Consider the following 17,762-nt stretch of genomic DNA (forward strand, 5'->3'; position numbering starts at 1 on the left):
AGAGAAGGCGGGAAGCAGCACCGAGTGTAGGCACCGCGACCCGCCTTCGCTTTTCAGCTCTGCGACTTACCGGAAGAAATCGAGAATCCTGTTGCGTTCTTCCGGCACCGGCGGCGCTCCGATGGGCGCACCCGTGAGTTCTTCGGCCGGCGGCGGCGGCGCTTCGCTTTCCAGACCCAGGCTCGCCACGTTGTGGCCCGGCGTGAAGTCGTCGAAGTACCACTCGCCGTCGACGTTCACCACGCCAGGCGGTTCCGCCGGTTGCGTCACGGGCACGCCCTGCAGCGCGGTCTGCATGTAGCCAATCCAGATCGGCAGGCTCAGGCTGCCGCCGGTTTCACCGCGTACGCCGAGCTGGCGCGGCGTGTCGTAGCCGATCCACGCGATGCCGACCATGGTCGGCTGGAAGCCCGCGAACCATGTGTCGAAGGAATCGTTGGTGGTGCCGGTCTTGCCGTAGAGGTCGTCGCGCTTCAGAGCCTGATGTGCCTTGAAGCCGGTGCCGTTCTTCACCACGCTCTGCAGCAGCGAATCCATGATGAAGGCGTTGCGCTGCGGAATGGCGCGGCGCGCTTCGTCGAGCACCGGCGGCTCGGTTTCCATGATGACCTTGTCCCTCATGTCGGTGACACGCGTGACCAGGTACGGATTGACGCGGTAGCCGCCGTTGGCGAACACCGAATAGCCCACCGCCATCTGCATCGGCGTGACCGAGCCGGCGCCCAGGCCCATGGGCAGATTCGCTGGGTGCTTGTCCTTGTCGAAGCCGAACTTGGTGATCCAGTCTTGCGCATAGGGCGCGCCGATCGACTCCAGCACGCGCAGCGTGACGAGGTTCTTCGACTTCATCAGCGCGGTGCGCAGCGGCATCGGGCCTTCGTAGGTGCCTTCGAAGTTCTTCGGCTCCCAAGGCTGGCCGCCGTTGGCGCTGGCATCGAAGTACAGCGGCGCGTCGTTCACCACGGTTGCGGGCGTGAAACCTTTTTCGAGTGCTGCCGAGTAAATGAAGGGCTTGAAGCTCGATCCCGGCTGGCGCCAGGCCTGCGTCACGTGATTGAACTTGTTCTTGCCGAAATCGAAACCGCCGACCAGTGCCTTGATGGCGCCGCTGCGCGGGTCCATGCCGATGAAAGCGCCTTCCACCTCAGGCAGCTGCGTGATTTCCCAGGTGTTCTTCGGCGTCTTGGCCACGCGGATGACCGCGCCGCGGCGGATCTTGATGTTCGGCGGTGCCTTCGCAGCGAGGCCCGACTGCGCGGGTTTCAGGCCGTCGCCCGTGATCTGGATGGTTTCACCGTTCGCGCGCACGGCGCTGATTTCCTTCGCGTTCGCGTCGAGCACCACGGCCGCGACCACGTCGCCGTTGTCAGGGTGTTCGGCCAGTGCGTCGTCCACGGCTTCGTCGATTTCCTTCTGCTCGGTCGGCAGGTCGACGAACCTCTCGGGGCCGCGGTAGGGCTGGCGCCGCTCGTAGTCCATGATGCCCTTGCGCAGCGACCTGTAGGCCGCTGCCTGGTCGGCCGCCACGAGCGAGGTGTAGACCTTCATGCCGCTGGTGTAGATGCTGTCGCCGTACTGCGCGTACATCATCTGGCGCACCGTCTCGGCCACGTACTCGGCATGCAGCCGGTTCGGATCGGCGGCGTCGCGCAGGTGCAGTTCTTCCTTCTTGGCTTCTGCAGCCTGGTCGGCGGTGATGAAGCCGGTTTCCTGCATGCGGTCGATCACGTAGAGCTGGCGCGCCCGCGCGCGGCGCGGGTTGGCCACGGGGTTGTTGGCGCCGGGCGCCTTCGGCAGGCCGGCCAGCATTGCGGCTTCGGCGATGGTGACGTTCTGCAGCGGCTTGCCGAAATAGGTTTCGGCGGCGGCCGCAAAGCCGTAGGCGCGATTGCCCAGGTAGATCTGGTTCAGGTAGATCTCGAGGATCTGGTCCTTGGTGAGTTGCCGTTCGAGCCGCAGCGCCAGCAGGATCTCGTAGGTCTTGCGACTCATCGTCCGCTCCGAACTCAGGTACACGTTGCGTGCAACCTGCATCGTGATGGTCGACGCGCCCTGCTTGCGGCCGCCCTTCAGGCTGGCCACCGCGGCACGCAGGAAGCCCTTGTAGTCCACGCCGCCGTGGTCGTAGAAGCGCGCGTCTTCCACAGCCAGTACCGCGTCTTTCATGACCTTCGGAATGTTGGCGAAAGGCGTAAGGTTGCGGCGCTCTTCACCGAACTCGCCGATCAGCTGGCCTTCTGTCGAGTACACGCGCAGCGGCAGCTTGGGGCGGTAGTCGGAGAGCTCCGACACATCGGGCAGCTTCGGATAGATGGCGACCACCGCGACGATGGCTGCGACCAGCACCACGAGCGCGCCGGAGCCGACCGCGATGGCGCCCCAGCCGGCAATGCGCTTCCACGGCGCGCGGGGTTCGTTGGACGCCGCGTTGCCGTCGTCGGAAGGTTTGGAGCTTGAGCGTTTGAACATAAGAGTTGGCTGCTTGCTTGTCTGCTAGCGAAAGGATTGGAGCCGCGGCGCGCCACTGCGTTCCAGCATCGGCAGGTCGAGCGTGCCCTGCCGCGCTGCCTGCTGCGCGCAATGCATGGCATCGAAATACTTGTCGTGGTCGAAGGCGATCAGCAACAGGTCCACGCCGGCGCCAAGGGCGCGAACGGTGGCATCGCAAAGACCGCGGTTGTAGGCTGCGCCCATCGTGAGATCGTCGGTGACGAGCAGGCCCTGGTAGCCCCATTCGCCTCGAATTACCCGCTGCACGATTTTGCGCGAGAAAGAGACCGGATATTCGGCGTCGAACTCTACAAGGATGACATGGCCCAGCATGATCGCGGCATCCGAATGTTTCGACACGTCTTGAAACGGCTTCCAGTCGTGCGCCGCGAGCTGGGCGACCGGCGTGCGCAGTTCGGCGGCGAAATGATGGGTGTCCTCGGCTACACCGCCCAGGCCGGGAAAATGCTTCAGCGTGCCGCGAACGCCTGCGGATTCAAGGCCCAGCTCGTAAGCGAGCGCCACCTGCGCAGTGATGGCGGGGTCGGCCGAGATCGCGCGTTCGTCGATGCGGGTGTGAAAGTCCCAGCGGCCCGGTGCGCGGCCGGGGCGCAGGTCGACCACCGGGCTGAAATTGAGCGTGATGCCTAAAGCGGCGAGCGCCCTGCCCTGTTGCGCACCGTAGGCACGGGCGCGTTGCGCGAGTTCGTTGTCGAGCACGTCGGCGTCGAGCAGCGAGGCGAGTGAGGGCTGGCGTTCGACCAGCGGCGAGAGGCGCGAGACCGAGCCGCCTTCCTGGTCGGTTGCGACGATCAGCGATGGCAGGCCAGCTTCGCGGCGCAATGCTTGCAGGCCTTCGATCTCATTGCGCAGTTCAGCGGCCGTGCGGCCCTTTACATTGCGGCCGGTTACGAAGATTCCGCCGATCAGGCCCTTTCGGGCCAGCTCGCGCAGGTTTTTTGCATCGTCATACCCGACGATGAAATGCGCGCCCAGTGTCTGGGCAAGCGGGCCCTCCGATGCATTCACTTCGGCCCGGTGCTGGTGCGAGGCCGCCTCATTGCACAGGGCAGTCAGCAAGGCCGCGAATGCCAGGCCCAGAGCGACCGGGCGCAAGTTGCCCCGTGCAAACCTCCAGGCGATGGTGATGCTGGCCACCAGTATCGCCAACAGCAAGGGCAGTTCCCACGCCCGCATGAAGCGCAAGTGCGGGTCCTTCAGGTGCCAGGCCCAGAACCACAGCGTGGCCAGGGTCAGCCAGCCCGATGCACTCGCGATGACCCGCAGCAGTCTCATGCCGCCTGCGCTTCCGGTGCCGGTTCCACGCGTCGTGAGAGCGCATACCAGTCGACCTTGCGCGTCACCAGCATCAGCGTGGCCAGCATGCCGAAGATCAGCAGCGCGCCGAGCAGCAGTGCGTTGCTCTCGGAAGCCAGCAGGCCGTAGAGCGCGCCATAGAGCAGCGCCGCGAAGGCGCCGAAGGACAGGCCGCGCCGCCAGCCTCCCAGCACCGCGCTGAAGTACACGGCCAGCAGCGCAACGCTCGCCGTGGCAGCGCCCGCATACGCCATCCAGAACGCGAACTTCTCCGACAGCGCAAGCAGCAGCAGGAAGAACAGCGCGATCGACAGGCCGACCAGGCCGTACTGGATCGGATGCAGGCGCAGCTTGCGGAACAGTTCGAACATGAAGGCGGCCATCAGCACCAGCCCGATGAACAGCGCGCCGTACTTGCCGGCGCGCGTGCTCATCGAATAGACGTTGATGGGCTGCGCGAGCGACACGTCGAAGGTCTGCAGCGAGCCCGTGTTCTGACGTGCCTGGGTGGTAGCTGCTTCAGCGGCGTTGCTGCGACCTGAGAGACCCGCGCGAACCTGCTCGCGCGCCGAAGTCACGAGCGAAGACACGCGCCAGTGCGCGTCGAAGCCCTGCGGCGTCACGCTGCGCTCGGCCGCGAGAAAGCGGCCGCCGAAGCTGGGGTGTGCCCAGGGCGAGGTCAGGTGCGCGGTCGTTTCCTCGGCGATGGGCGCGACGGAGAGCGTGTCCTGCCCGACCAGGCCGAGCTTCATTTCGAACGCGACCGGCGTGTTGGCCTGCCATGCATTGAGCGCTGCGCCGGTGAGCGGCGCGTGGATGCCGTCTGCAAACCATGCACCGTCGGCCAGGCCCGGCACGCGCTGCTTGAAGCGCAGTGCCTCGCCGCTCATCGTCATCGCGGGCGAGCCGTCGAGGCCGCGCAGGTCGCTCACGTTGAAGGCGATGAAGGGCGCCTTGAATTCGATGCTCGAGTCGGACTCGCTGTGCGGCACGGCCTTCGGGTCGAAGGCCGTGAAGCCGCCAGTGAGCGTGGCGTTGAGCGTGTAGAACGGAATCTTGAAGATGCCGCGGTAGCGCTCCTGCGGCGCCATCGTGCCTTCGATGTGCAGCTTCTCAGGAAACACCACGTGGGCCATTTCCTTGCTGCGCGGCTCCTGGCCGATCACTTTGCCCTGCGCGTCGCGCAGCGGCTCCATCCAGCGCTCCACATACGGCACCAACAGCAGCGGCCCGACCATCGTCTGGCGGCCCGCGTAGGTGGCGGCGAGCTCGTCGGCCGCTTCGCGCTGGCTCTCGCCGCGGGCGCGGTTGATCGAGTCGATCTCGCCCAGCGGAATGCACAGGAGCAACAGCAGGAAGAACAGGCCGGCGACCTTGGCCAGCACCGAACTCTGAAGGGCCTTCAACAACTGAAGCATGGTTTTCTCTCCTCGTCTGTAGCGAAGCCGCGATGCTCGCCGCGCGATCCGAAGGCCGTGTGAAGCGTGCGCGCCGCTTCGCTTCACACAGACTTCACAGAGCCAGGCACGGGTGTTTCCGACTTCAAGAAGCCTTCCAACTGCCTTCTCGTGTGGTGCCGACAGTTGCGGCTGTGCAAGTTCGCACGGACAAGGACCCCCGCCATGGATGCCCACATCACCACCCCACGTCCCGGCCGCTGGCTCTGGCTCGCCACCGTGAGCCTGGCGACTGCGGGCTTCATTGCCATGGGCGTGCGCCCGGCGCATGCGCAGGAAGCGCCCGCCGGCCCGCGCCTGAAGACCGAGAGCCCGTATTTCTTCGTGAAGAGCGACGATCCATCGGTCGACCGCCTGCCGCTGAAGGGCACCGAGGTCTCGGTGAAGATCTCGGGCGTGATCGCCGACGTGACGGTCACGCAGACCTACCGCAACGAAGGCCAGCGCGCCATCGAAGCGAAGTACGTTTTCCCCGGCTCGACCAAGGCCGCCGTGAGCGGCCTCAACGTGCGCCTGGCCGACCGGCTCATCACCGCGCAGATCCGCGAGAAGCAGCAGGCGCAGATCGAATACGACGCCGCCAAGAAGGAAGGCAAGACCGCCGCGCTGCTCGAGCAGCACCTGCCCAATGTGTTCCAGATGAATGTCGCCAACATCATGCCGGGCGACGACGTGAAGGTGGAGCTGCGCTACACCGAGCTGCTGGTGCCGCAGTCGGGCAACTACCAGTTCGTGTTCCCGACCGTGGTCGGGCCGCGCTACAACTCGCCGCAATCGGAGAACGCGCAAGCCAAATGGGTCGCTCAGCCCACGTTGCCCGCGGGCGTGGCGCCGAGCACCAGCTTCAGGCTCAAGGCCAGCATCGACACGCCGATGGGCATCAAGGAAATCCGCTCGGCCACGCACACCATCGACGTGAAGAAGAGCGACGAAGACCAGCACGCCGACATCGCGCTCAAGGCCGACGGCCGCTCCGCCGACAACCGCGACTTCGTGCTCGACTACCGTCTGGCTGGCGAGAAGATCGAGTCGGGCCTGATGCTCTACAAGGGCCAGGGCGAGAACGCGGAGAACTTCTTCCTCGCGATGGTCGAGCCGCCCAAGGCCGTGGCCGCCAGCGCCATCTCGCCGCGCGACTACATCTTCGTGGTCGACATCTCTGGTTCGATGCACGGCTTTCCGCTCGACACCGCGAAGACGGTGCTCGAACGCCTGATCGGTGGCCTGCGCCCCAGCGACACCTTCAACGTGCTGCTGTTCTCCGGCAGCAACAAGATGCTCTCGCCCAAGTCGGTGCCGGCCACGCGCGCCAACATCGAGCAGGCGCTTGCCACCATCCAGAACTACAGCGGCAGCGGCAGCACCGAACTCATTCCCGCGCTGAAGCGCGCGTACGCCGAGCCCAAGGAAGAGAACGTGTCGCGCTCGGTGGTGGTGGTGACCGACGGCTACGTGACGGTCGAGCGCGAAGCCTTCGAGCTTGTGCGCAACAACCTCTCGAAGGCCAATGTGTTCGCCTTCGGCATCGGTTCGTCGGTCAATCGCAGCCTGATGGAAGGCATTGCACGCGCCGGCATGGGCGAGCCCTTCATCATCACCGACCCGGTGCAGGCCCCCGAGCAGGCCGCGCGCTTTCGCCGCATGGTCGAGTCGCCGGTGCTCACCAGCGTGAAGGCCACCTTTGGCGGGCTCGATGTGTACGACGTGGAACCGCAGGCCCTGCCCGACGTGCTCGGCGAACGCCCGGTGATCGTGTTCGGCAAATGGCGTGGCGAAGCGAAAGGCCGCGTGATCATCGAAGGCCAGAGCGCCAGCGGCCCGTACCGCCAGGAAGTGCGCATCGACGATCGCACCCGCCAGGACACCGCCGCGCTGCGCACGCTGTGGGCCCGCCACCGCATCCAGAGCCTGAGCGACCAGGAAACGCTGGAAGGCGGCACGGCTTTCAAGGAACGCATTACCGAGCTCGGCCTGAAGTACAGCCTGCTCACGCAGTACACGAGCTTCATTGCCGTCGACAAGGTGGTGCGCAACGTGGCACCGCAAGACAGCGTGGGCGTGAACCAGCCGCTGCCGATGCCGCAGGGCGTGAGCAATCTCGCGCTAGGCGCCGAAGTGCCGAGCACGCCCGAACCCGAATCGCTCGGCGCCATCGCCGTCGTGCTGTCGATGCTCGCGATGCTGCGCCGCCGCGCGCGCCGCAACGACGCACGTCGTTTCACTGCCTGAACAAAACAAAAAGAGAGAAGAAAAATGTCTTTGGCAACGCTCGCCCACCGCCACCCGCGCATCGTGGACTGGGGCATCCACATCGACCGCACGCCGGCCGCCGGCTGGCTCGGGTTGCAGTTTCTTGCGCTGATGCCGACCTGGGTCTGGATGGTGCAGCGCATGCGCGACGGCTCCGACGATCCAATGGGCCTGCTGGCATTGGTCGCGCTCGCGGCACTGACCTGGAACCGCCGGCGCGAACTGCGTGCCTCGCCGCGACTGGGCTGGCTCGCGCTGGCTGGCGCGGGCACCGTGCTCGCGACGCTGCTGCGCACGGGGCTCGGCTTCGTGCCCGCGCTGCCGCCGCTTGCGGCCGGGCTGGTGGCCGTGCTGGCGCTGGCTTGCGGGCTGCTGGCTTTCCTGCCGCGCCGCGTGGCGGCGTTTCCGGTGGCCGGCCTTGCGGTGCTGGCGCTGCCGCTGCTGTCGTCGCTGCAGTTCTATGCCGGCTATCCGCTGCGCGTGCTGACGGCCGAAGTCAGCCGTTGGCTGCTGGCACCGGGTTTCGACGTGGCGCGCGAAGGCACGAGCCTGATGATCGACGGCCGGCTGGTGATCGTCGATGCGCCCTGCTCGGGCGTGCAGATGGTGTGGCTCGGCTACTTCACGGCCTGTGCCGTCGCGCTGTGGGCGCGCCGCAGCGACCGCGCCTTCATGCGCCGCCTGCCGATGGTCGGTCTCTTCGTGCTGGCCGGGAACATCGTGCGCAACAGCGTGCTGATTGCCTTCGAAGGCGCTGGCCATCCGCTTGCGCCGTGGGCGCACAACGCGTTGGGCCTGCTGGTGCTGGCCGTGGTGTGCGGTGCCATCGCCCGCCTCATGGTGCCGGCCCGGTCCGAACCCCAAGCTGCCGAACACCCCATTCCAGGCCTGATCACCACCCAAGGAAGCCGCCATGTCGACACCGTTCTTTGAGCGCTGGTTTGCAAACCATTTCATCAACCGCATCGGCCACAAGACAGCCTTTGCGCTGGCGATGGTGCTGTGCGTGCTGTGGTCGGCAACCGCGGCTGTGCGCGCACCGGCCGAACCGGTCGCTGCAGTGATGTCGCACGAATGGCCTGGCGAGTGGGATGGAGTTCCGTTGCGCCCGCTGGCCCTGAGCGACGTGGAGCAGCGCTTTGCCGACCGCTTCCCCGGCGCCATCGGCCGCATGACCGACGGCACTCAGACCCTGGTGATGCGCGAGGTGGCGCAACCCACGCGCATGCTGCACCCGGCGACGGACTGCTACCGCGCGCTGGGCTACCGCATCGAACAGGCGCGCCTGGAACGCGACGCGCAGGAGCGCATGTGGCGCTGTTTTGTTGCGCAACGGCACGGTGCACAAAAAATCCGCGTTTGCGAGCGCATCGTCGATGCCCGGGGCACGGCTTTCACAGACACTTCAAGCTGGTACTGGGCAGCGGCCAGCGGCCAATCCCATGGGCCGTGGCAAGCTGTCGCGGTAGCAAAACCGATCTGACGATCCGAGAACGTGCCTTGAAGAAGATCCTGCGATTCGTGCTCTACGGCCTGCTGGCCTTGGTCATTACGGCGTGTGTAGCTATCTTTTTGATAGTCAAGCTGGCGCTCGCGCCGGCTGCGGGTGAGTGGAGCACCACGGTGAAGACGGGGCCGCTGAATTTCGAGATCGGCATTCCGACCGCAGTGCGCGTGGCCACCTCGTCGTGGTTCGCGCCCTACCTCGACGGTCGTTCGCTCGACACCAGCTTCGGCACCGTGCGCTTCGCCTGGAAGCCGGCCGGCGATCTGCTCGAAATGCAGTGCGCCCCCTGCAGCGCCGAGGTTCCGGCGCTCGGCACCCAGCCGATCCGGGTCGAGCGCCTGATCGCCACCGTGAAGCGCGACGGCAACACGCTCAACGGCACCTTCGAAGCCACGCCCCAGGGCACTGACACCACCCGGCTGCAAGGCAACTGGGACGGCAGGCTCACGCCGAAGAACATCCATCTGAATGCCAGCGTGCAGGACGCGCCCATCGCGCGCTGGTACGCGGTGCTGGTGCCCACCCTGCCCGAGCTGCAGCGCGCACGCATCGGCGGCACGCTGGCGCTGCGCGGCCAGCTCGTGCTGCCCGAGGCCACTTTTGCGGTGCAGCCCGTCATCAGCCAGTTCACCGTCGAGGGGCTGGGCACCGAGGCCATGCTCAACGCGCGCACCAGCTGCGGCCCCTCGGCCAAGCTGGCCAACGACAGCTGGCTGGCGCGCGCCGTCATCGCCGCCGAAGACCAGCGCTTCTTCACCCACAGCGGCTACGACCTGACCGAGATCCTCGCGTCGATCGACAACAACCAGAAGCCAGGCCAGATCCGGCGCGGCGGCAGCACGCTCACGCAGCAGCTGGCCAAGCTGCTGGTGACTGGCAGCGACCGCACGGCCGAGCGCAAGCTGCGCGAGCTGCTCTACGCGGTCGAGATGGAGCAGACGCTGGGCAAGGCCCGCATCCTGCAGCTGTACCTGGACAACGCGCCCTGGGGCGGCAACATCTGCGGCGCCGAAGCCGCGGCGCGGCGCTACTTCAAGCGCAGCGCACGCACGCTCGAACCGGCGCAGGCCGTGTGGCTTGCCGCCATGCTGCACAAGCCGCAGGCCGTGCTCGAGCAATGGCGGCGCGACGGCCACATCGACGCCGACCGCATCAAGTGGGTTGCCGAGGGCATCCGCGGTATCAGCCGGAACCAGCGCGAAGCGCTGCTCAAGGGCGTGGCCGCGGCGAAGTTCACGGCGCCGGAGGCCACGCCATGAACACCATGACACTGAACGTCACCGACATCGAAGCCATCGAGCGCGCCACCATCGCGGCCGTGTCGCCCGACCTGACCGAGGAGCTCGACGGCTGGCTGCTGCCCTTTGCCGGCGGCACCGTGAAGCGCGCCAGATCAGCCGTGCCGCTGCACCGCAGCGCGGTCGATCACGCAACGCTCGACCGCATCGAAGACCGCTACGACAGCCGCCAGGTCGTGCCCGCGCTGCGGCTGGCCGACGCACCCTGCTTCGACGGGCTGCGCGCCGAGCTGGAGCGGCGGCACTACATCGGCGACAGCCCGACCTGCGTGCAGATCGGGTCGGTGCAGCGCATGCGGCAGGTGGTCGCGCCAGGCGGTGCATTGGCCGATGTCGACCGCGCGCCCGACGACGCGTGGTCGGCGCTGTTCCTCGGCGAGGGCTTCGATCCGGTGGACGGCGCCCATCGCGTGCGGATGCTGTCGCGGGCCAAGGGCACGCTCTATGCCAGCGTGCGCGAAGGCGGCCGCACGCTGGCGGCCGGCGCGATGGCGTTCGGGCATGGCTGGGCCAGCGTGCACGGCATGCGCACCGATCAGGCGCAGCGCGGGCGCGGCCTTGCGGGGCGCGTGCTCGCCGGGCTGGCGCAGGCCGCGTCTGCGCGCGGCTTCGAGCGGGTGTTCCTGCAGGTCGATGCGCACAACCACCCGGCGCTGTCGCTCTACCGCCGGGCGGGCTTCGAGACGCATTGGAAGTACAACTACTGGCAGCGCCAGCAGTGGCCTTGACGGGGCGGGTGGCGCGGCAGGCGCGTTAGTGCCACCATGGACGCATGATGAATGCCAACCACCACGCCAACCACCCTACCGATCCCGTCGCCACACCGCGCGGCATCGACCACATCGTGGCCGGTGTTTCCACCAGCGACGGCGACGGCGTGAAACTCACCCGCGTGCTGCAGCAGCCCCTGCAGAAGCGGCTCGACCCCTACCTGATGCTCGACGCCTTCGGCAGCGACAACCCGGGCGACTACATCGGCGGCTTTCCCAACCATCCGCACCGCGGCTTCGAGACAGTCACGTACATGATCGCGGGCCGTATGCGCCATCGCGACAGCGAGGGCCACGAAGGACTGCTGGAGAACGGCGGCGTGCAGTGGATGACCGCCGGCCGCGGCCTCGTGCACAGCGAGCTGCCCGAGCAGGAGGAAGGCCTGATGGAAGGCTTTCAGCTGTGGCTCAACCTGCCGGCCAAAGACAAGATGCGCGAGCCCTGGTATCGCGACGTCCAGAGCGAAGAAATTCCCGAGTTCACTACCGCTGGCGGCGCACACGTGCGCGTGATCGCTGGCGCGAGTCACGGCATCGAGGGCGCGGTGCGGCGCGAGCACACCGAGCCGCTGTACCTCGACATCACGCTGCCGCCGGGCGCCGAGTTCGCGCAGCCGCTGCCGGACGATCACAACGCGCTGGTCTACGTGTTCCGCGAATCGCTGTGGATCGCGGGCAGCGAAATCCCGACGCGGCGCATGGCGATCCTGGCCAACGACGCGGGCAGCGACGGCGTGGTGCTGCGCGCCGGCGCAACCAACCACAGCCCGGCGCGCGCGCTGCTCATCGCCGGCAAGCCGCTGCACGAGCCCATCGTGCAATACGGGCCCTTCGTGATGAACACGCAGGAGCAGGTCAAGCAAGCCGTGCACGATTTCCAGAACGGCAAGCTGGGCTGATCGGGCCTGTAGTCGCCCACCTACCGAAAGTCGGCATCGGGCACGGGTCCGGCCGCAGCAGGAGCCGCCTAGATTGCGGACATGCCCTCCACGATCCGGAAAGGACAGGCGCCCGACACGCTGCAGCGCGCCCAGTTCCACGAACGCTTCATGCAGCCCTTCCAGGACCCGGCTTTCCAGGCCGAGACAGATTCGCTGCGGCGCATCGAGCTGATCGCATGGGAGGCCTATCAGCAAGGCCGCAAGGCGCCCGTCACCCGCAAGGCCGGGCCCGGCTACGCGGACCCCGAATACGAACTTTCTGTCGACTGGCTCGAAGCGAAGGCGCGCATCGACGCAGCGCAGGCTGCGTGGAGCCAGCCGCAGACGCCTTCGCGCGTGCTGCTGGTGAACGGCTCGCCGCGCAATGACGGCACCTGCCCCGGCGAAGTCTCCAAGACCTGGCGCCTGGCCGAACTCGCGCGCGAAGTGCTGGACGGCAACGGCATCGAAACCGACCTGCTCGACTTGAGCCTGGTCACCTCCGAATACGGCCTGCAGATCCACCCCTGCAAGGGCTGCGCCTCCACCGCCATGCCGCTGTGCCACTGGCCCTGCAGCTGCTACCCGAACCATTCGCTGCGCCAGACCGGCGACTGGATGAACGAGATCTACGAACGCTGGGTGTCCGCTCACGGCGTGATCCTGCTCACGCCCACGCACTGGTACCAGGCCACGAGCCCGCTGAAGCTCATGATCGACCGCCTGGTCTGTGCCGACGGCGGCAACCCCGACCCCACCAGCACGCACGGCAAGAAACCCGACGAAGCCAAGGCGCTGGAACTGGAAGGCTGGGGCTACCCCAAGCATCTCGACGGCCGCGTCTACGGCGTGGTGGTGCACGGCGACGTGGCCGGCGTCGAGGGCCTGCGGCGCAACCTCTGCGACTGGCTCGACTGGATGGGCCTGGTCGACGCCGGCACGCAGGCGCGGCTCGATCGTTACATCGGCTACTACGAGCCCTACGCCACCAGCCACGACGCGCTCGATGCCGACGCCGACGTGCAGGAAGAAGTGCGCAACGTGGCGCGCGCCGTCGTGCGGGCCGTCGGCGACCTGCGCGCCGGCAAGCTGCAGGTGCCCGATCGCGGGCTGAAGCGGCCGCGGCCCAAGTAGGGCGAGTAGGCTGAGTGATCCAGGAAAAAAGTCACGCTGCGCGGCTGCTCCAGCGGTCGCGGTTCATCATTCTTTACGCAAGCTCACGCAGGGCTAACTGGCGCGACACAGAGCTCTTCCACACTTCGTCTCACCTGCTGCCCATCGGTGGCGGGCTTCTTCGAAAGGAAGCAACTCTCATGATTTCTCTTCGCCAACGCATCGTCTGGGCCAGCCTGCTGGGTTCGGCCGCCCTCGCCTCTTCGGGCGCCTTCGCTCAAGCGCCGGCAGCCGCTCCAGCCGCACCCGCCGCCGCGGTGGCCCAGGCCGACAGCGCCGCCGCGCCCAAGGCGCAGCACAAGCGCATGGACCCCGCCAAGCGCATGGAGCGCATGCAGGAGCACCGCGCCAAGCGTCTTGCCGCCCTGAAGGAAAAGCTCAAGCTCACCTCGGCACAGGAAGGCGCATGGAGCTCCTTCACCACCGCGACGCAGCCGCCCGCCGGCCCGCGCCCGCACATGGATCGCGCCGAGTTCGCCAAGCTGACCACGCCGGAGCGCCTGGAACGCATGCAGACTCGCCAGGCCGAGCGCAGCGCGATGTTCGCCAAGCGTGCCGACGCCACGAAGACCTTCTATGCCGCGCTGACGCCCGAGCAGCAGAAGACCTTCGACACCGAAACCGCGCATTTCGGCGGCCCCCGTGGCCACGATGGCCATCGTGGTCATGACGGCCACCGCGGTGCGCCGGCGCCCGCCAAGGGCTGACCCCCGCTGCGACGCGCCGGTGACGGCGCTGTCGAAGAAAAAGCCCGCAACGCTTTCGCGCTGCGGGCTTTTTCATTGACGGGCGGCCTTGTCAATTAATCCGGCGTGCCGGTGCCGGCCTTGTCCGTCGGGTTGGTCACCACGTTCGGGCGTTCGCCCTTCTGGCCGAACTGCGGCTTGACCTTGCGCCCGGTCTGGCTGACCTCTGCGCGCGACATCTCGCCGGTCGGCTGCGGCATGGCGTTGGGTTGGTGGTTGATCATGGTGGTTGCCTCACCCTTGGGCACCATCGTGGTGGCGTTGCTGCGGTTCTGCGCGCGGGCCTCGGCCTTCACCGCCTCGCGCGATGCGGGCATCGAGTTGTCGGGGCGCTGCGGCGGGTTGGCGACGCCGGCCGGCGTCATGGTGCTGGCCTCGCCGCCCACCGATGCATCGGGCTGGGCGGGAATGGACGTGGTCTGGGCCAGGGCGATGCCTGCCGTGCCCAGCAGCGCGGCGAGAACCGTGGCGCGAAAAGTGACTTGCTTCATGACTTGCTCCTTGTGGCTTGTGTCGGTGTCGATGGATGAAAACGCGGGCTGCTTTTCTCAAGCCCTGAATTCACCGTAGGAGCGGTGAAATCCCCGTCGTGTGGGGGTGCGGCAGGCCTGCCTGTAGGAGCCGGCCGCCATGGGGAGCCCGCCGCCGCGCAGCGAATGGGGCGAATGGGGCCGAAGAAGGTGGCGCGTTCCTACAGTCAGCGCGCGCGGGGCCACGTACAACCCGCACAACGATGTCTTCTTCGCCTATTCCCGACGCCGCGGCGGCCGCGCCAGTCTTGCCGACCTCGCTCAAGGTCATGACGGTGAACACCCACAAGGGCTTCACCGCGCTCAATCGCAAATTCATCCTGCCCGAGTTGCGCGATGCCGTGCGCACCGTGGGGGCCGACGTCGTGTTCCTGCAGGAAGTGCTGGGCACCCACTCGCGCCATTCGCGCAGGGTGAACAACTGGCCCGAGGCGCCGCACTACGAATTTCTGGCCGACACCATGTGGCCGCAGTTCGCCTATGGGCGCAACGCGGTGTACCCGAAAGGCCACCACGGCAACGCGGTGCTCTCGAAATTCCCGATCGTGCATTTCCGCAACCACGACGTGTCGGTGAGCGGCCCCGAGAAGCGCGGCCTGCTGCACTGCGTGCTGCGGCTGCCGGGACGTGTCGTCGACGTGCACGTGATCTGTGCGCACCTCGGGTTGGCCGAGGGGCACCGAGAGCAGCAACTGGAGCTGCTGTGCCACATCGTGCGCGACGAGGTGCCGTCCGATGCGCCGTTGATCGTGGCGGGCGACTTCAACGACTGGCGCGGCCGCGCGCACGACATCCTGGAAAAAGGCGCCGCGCTGCGCGAGGTGTTCGTGCATGCCAACGGCCGCGCGGCCAGGACCTTTCCGGCGCGCTTTCCGGTGCTGCAGCTGGACCGCATCTACGTGCGCAATGCCGGCGTGCACGCGCCCGTGGTGCTGCCGCGCCGGCCGTGGTCGCACCTGTCGGACCACGCCCCGCTGGTGGCGGACATCGACCTGTGAGCGGGCAAGCCATGAGCAACAACAACAACCACTGGATTGGCGGCAACCGCATCGAGCTGCTGGAGAACGGCGAGGAGTTCTTTCCGCGCGTGTTCGACGCCATCAGGCAGGCGCGGCGCGAGGTGATCGTCGAGACCTTCATCCTGTTCGAGGACAAGGTCGGCCTGCAGCTTCATGCCGCCATGCGCGAAGCGGCGCAGCGCGGCGTGAAGATCGATGTGCTGATCGACGGCTTCGGCTCGCCCGATCTCTCGCGCGAGTTCATCGAGGGCCTGACATCGGCCGGCGTGAAGGTGCGGGTGTTCGACCCGGGGCAGCGCTTCATGGGCCAGCGGCTCAATGTGTTTCGCCGCATGCACCGCAAGATCGTGGTGATCGACGGCGAGCGCGCCTTCGTCGGCGGCATCAACTACTCGGCGGACCACATGCTCGACTTCGGTCCCAAGGCCAAGCAGGACTACGCGGTCGAGCTCGCGGGGCCGATCGTGGCGGATATCCACCAGTTCGTACTGCGCGCCATCGCGCTCGGCGGCAAGGGCGCGGGCTGGTTCCGCCGCCGGCTGAAGCAGGCGCCGCGCGCCGGGCAAGTGCACGCCGGCGAGGCCGAAGCCATGTTCGTCACGCGCGACAACCGGCGCCACACCAACGACATCGAGCGCCATTACCGCGCCGCGATCCGGACTGCGCGCGAGCGCATCGTGATCGCCAATGCGTACTTCTTTCCGGGTTACCGCTTCATCAAGGAGCTGCGGCGCGCGGCGCGGCGCGGCGTGGACGTGCGGCTCATCCTGCAGGGCGAGCCCGACATGCCGATCGTGAAGACCGCCGCGAGCATGCTGTACCACCACCTGCTGCACGCCGGCGTGCGCATCTACGAGTACTGCGACCGCCCGCTGCATGGCAAGGTCGCGCTCATGGATGACAAGTGGAGCACCGTGGGTTCGAGCAACCTCGATCCGCTGAGCCTGTCGCTCAACCTCGAGGCCAACGTGATCGTGCGCGACGAAGCCTTCAACAAGGTGCTGTGGGAGCGCATGGACCAGCTGATGCAGCACAGCTGCAAGCAGGTGGAGGCGACCGACCTCGCCAGCGAATGGAGCGGCTGGCGGCTGGTGCGCAGCTTCTTCGTCTTCCACATCCTGCGCTGGTATCCGGCCCTCCTGGGCCGCCTGCCGCGCCACGTGCCGCGCCTGACGCCGGCCGAGGCCACCGACCTTGCGAGCCGGCGCGACACCGGCCGCAGCAATCCGGCCGGCGGTGCTACGCAGACGGAAACCGCCTGAGCGGAAAGGCCGCATCGCAATGAGCACGATGGCTCTCTCCCGCCACAGCTGGTGGCCCTGGGCCCGCCGCGCGGCGATGTGGGGTTTCTTCGCGCTGATCGCGTGGCTGCTCGTGCGGCAGGCGCGCACCATCGACTGGGAAGAGGTGCTCGACGCCATTCGCGCGCTGCCTCTGATCTTCCTGCTCGCGGCCGGCGCGCTGGCTGCCTGCAGCTTCGCGCTCTACAGCACGTACGACCTGCTGGGCCGGTACCTGACGCGGCATCGGCTCGGCACCGGCACGGTGATGGGCGTGACCTTCATCAGCTACGCCTTCAACCTCAACCTCGGTTCGCTGGTGGGCGGCGTGGCGTTCCGCTACCGGCTCTATTCGCGCCTGGGTCTTGCGAACGACACCATCACGCGCGTGCTCGGCTTCAGCATGCTGACCAACTGGCTCGGCTACCTCGTGGTGGCCGGCACGGCCTTCTGCTTCTGGCCGATGACGCTGCCGCCCAACTGGAAGATCGACGGCGGGGGCCTGCGCATCCTCGGCGCGGTGCTGCTGATGGCGGCGCTTGCCTACCTGGTGCTGTGCGCCACGGCACAGGGGCGCACTTGGAGCGTGCGCGGCCATGCGTTCAAGGTGCCGGGGCTGCCGATGGCGCTGCTGCAGCTGGCCATGTCGTGCACCAACTGGTCGTTGATGGGCGGCGTGATCTGGTTCCTGCTGCAGGGACAGGTCGGCTACGCGCATGTGCTCGCGGTGCTGCTGGTGGCGGCCGTGGCAGGCGTCATCACCCATGTGCCGGCGGGGCTTGGCGTGCTCGAGGCGGTGTTCGTGGCGCTGCTCGCGCACGAGGTGCCACAAGCGAAGCTGCTCGGCGCGCTGCTGGCCTATCGCGGTCTTTACTACCTGCTGCCTCTGGTGGTGGCCACGCTGGGCTACCTGGTCACAGAAGCGAGGGCCAAGCGGCTGCGCGTGCCGGCCAGGCCAAGGCACCAGAAGTGACAGGCGTAGCGCAGCTGGTGCATCTCACGATG

The 17,762-nt window shown here is 67.3% G+C and carries 15 protein-coding genes; 11 read left to right on the forward strand and 4 right to left on the reverse strand.

What is annotated here, in order from left to right; translation table 11 throughout:
• Positions 1-66 precede the first annotated feature (66 nt).
• The 3 genes from NWF24_RS32115 to creD all read right to left on the reverse strand — a co-directional run bounded on the left by NWF24_RS32115 (position 67) and on the right by creD (position 5,225).
• Complete coding sequence (locus NWF24_RS32115) at positions 67-2,469, reverse strand: penicillin-binding protein 1A (RefSeq protein WP_258352058.1); 2,403 nt, start codon at positions 2,467-2,469, stop codon at positions 67-69.
• 24 nt (positions 2,470-2,493) lie between these two features.
• Complete coding sequence (locus NWF24_RS32120; RefSeq protein ID WP_258355389.1) at positions 2,494-3,687, reverse strand: glycoside hydrolase family 3 N-terminal domain-containing protein; 1,194 nt, start codon at positions 3,685-3,687, stop codon at positions 2,494-2,496.
• Positions 3,688-3,782: 95 nt separating this feature from the next.
• Positions 3,783-5,225 carry a cell envelope integrity protein CreD gene (gene creD / locus NWF24_RS32125; protein ID WP_258352059.1) on the reverse strand — a complete coding sequence of 481 codons (1,443 nt, stop codon included), beginning with the start codon at positions 5,223-5,225 and terminating at the stop codon, positions 3,783-3,785.
• 204 nt (positions 5,226-5,429) lie between these two features.
• Between creD and NWF24_RS32130 the strand changes: the two genes are divergently transcribed.
• The 8 genes from NWF24_RS32130 to NWF24_RS32165 all read left to right on the forward strand — a co-directional run bounded on the left by NWF24_RS32130 (position 5,430) and on the right by NWF24_RS32165 (position 13,889).
• Positions 5,430-7,493 carry a VIT and vWA domain-containing protein gene (locus NWF24_RS32130; RefSeq protein ID WP_258352060.1) on the forward strand — a complete coding sequence of 688 codons (2,064 nt, stop codon included), beginning with the start codon at positions 5,430-5,432 and terminating at the stop codon, positions 7,491-7,493.
• 24 nt (positions 7,494-7,517) lie between these two features.
• On the forward strand, positions 7,518-8,447 hold the full coding sequence (gene xrtQ / locus NWF24_RS32135; RefSeq protein WP_258352061.1) for an exosortase Q: 930 nt from the start codon (positions 7,518-7,520) through the stop codon (positions 8,445-8,447).
• Positions 8,428-8,997, forward strand: a complete 570-nt coding sequence (locus NWF24_RS32140) for a hypothetical protein (RefSeq protein ID WP_258352062.1) — start codon at positions 8,428-8,430, stop codon at positions 8,995-8,997. Before xrtQ ends, NWF24_RS32140 begins: the two co-directional genes overlap by 20 nt.
• A gap of 17 nt (positions 8,998-9,014) precedes the next feature.
• A complete protein-coding gene (locus NWF24_RS32145) occupies positions 9,015-10,280 on the forward strand; it encodes a biosynthetic peptidoglycan transglycosylase (protein WP_258352063.1) in 1,266 nt (421 codons plus the stop codon).
• Positions 10,277-11,047, forward strand: a complete 771-nt coding sequence (locus NWF24_RS32150) for a GNAT family N-acetyltransferase (protein ID WP_258352064.1) — start codon at positions 10,277-10,279, stop codon at positions 11,045-11,047. Before NWF24_RS32145 ends, NWF24_RS32150 begins: the two co-directional genes overlap by 4 nt.
• Before the next feature lie 44 nt (positions 11,048-11,091).
• The gene (locus NWF24_RS32155) at positions 11,092-11,988 is read left to right on the forward strand and encodes a pirin family protein (RefSeq protein WP_258352065.1); all 897 of its coding nucleotides are present in this window, start codon (positions 11,092-11,094) and stop codon (positions 11,986-11,988) included.
• Between the two features lie 81 nt (positions 11,989-12,069).
• Positions 12,070-13,143: a flavodoxin family protein gene (locus NWF24_RS32160; protein ID WP_258352066.1), complete on the forward strand. Its 1,074-nt coding sequence runs from the start codon at positions 12,070-12,072 to the stop codon at positions 13,141-13,143.
• Between the two features lie 179 nt (positions 13,144-13,322).
• A complete protein-coding gene (locus NWF24_RS32165) occupies positions 13,323-13,889 on the forward strand; it encodes a Spy/CpxP family protein refolding chaperone (RefSeq protein ID WP_258352067.1) in 567 nt (188 codons plus the stop codon).
• Positions 13,890-13,984: 95 nt separating this feature from the next.
• Here NWF24_RS32165 and NWF24_RS32170 read toward each other — a convergent pair whose 3' ends face one another.
• The gene (locus tag NWF24_RS32170) at positions 13,985-14,419 is read right to left on the reverse strand and encodes a serine/threonine protein kinase (RefSeq protein WP_258352068.1); all 435 of its coding nucleotides are present in this window, start codon (positions 14,417-14,419) and stop codon (positions 13,985-13,987) included.
• A gap of 242 nt (positions 14,420-14,661) precedes the next feature.
• Between NWF24_RS32170 and NWF24_RS32175 the strand changes: the two genes are divergently transcribed.
• The 3 genes from NWF24_RS32175 to NWF24_RS32185 are packed head-to-tail and all read left to right on the forward strand — an operon-like array spanning position 14,662 to position 17,730.
• Positions 14,662-15,456 carry an endonuclease/exonuclease/phosphatase family protein gene (locus NWF24_RS32175; RefSeq protein ID WP_258352069.1) on the forward strand — a complete coding sequence of 265 codons (795 nt, stop codon included), beginning with the start codon at positions 14,662-14,664 and terminating at the stop codon, positions 15,454-15,456.
• An 11-nt stretch (positions 15,457-15,467) separates the two neighbouring features.
• A complete protein-coding gene (clsB, locus tag NWF24_RS32180) occupies positions 15,468-16,739 on the forward strand; it encodes a cardiolipin synthase ClsB (RefSeq protein WP_258352070.1) in 1,272 nt (423 codons plus the stop codon).
• A gap of 19 nt (positions 16,740-16,758) precedes the next feature.
• The gene (locus NWF24_RS32185; RefSeq protein ID WP_258352071.1) at positions 16,759-17,730 is read left to right on the forward strand and encodes a lysylphosphatidylglycerol synthase domain-containing protein; all 972 of its coding nucleotides are present in this window, start codon (positions 16,759-16,761) and stop codon (positions 17,728-17,730) included.
• Positions 17,731-17,762 lie beyond the last annotated feature (32 nt).

The organism is Variovorax paradoxus, from assembly GCF_024734665.1.
Taxonomy (GTDB): domain Bacteria; phylum Pseudomonadota; class Gammaproteobacteria; order Burkholderiales; family Burkholderiaceae_C; genus Variovorax.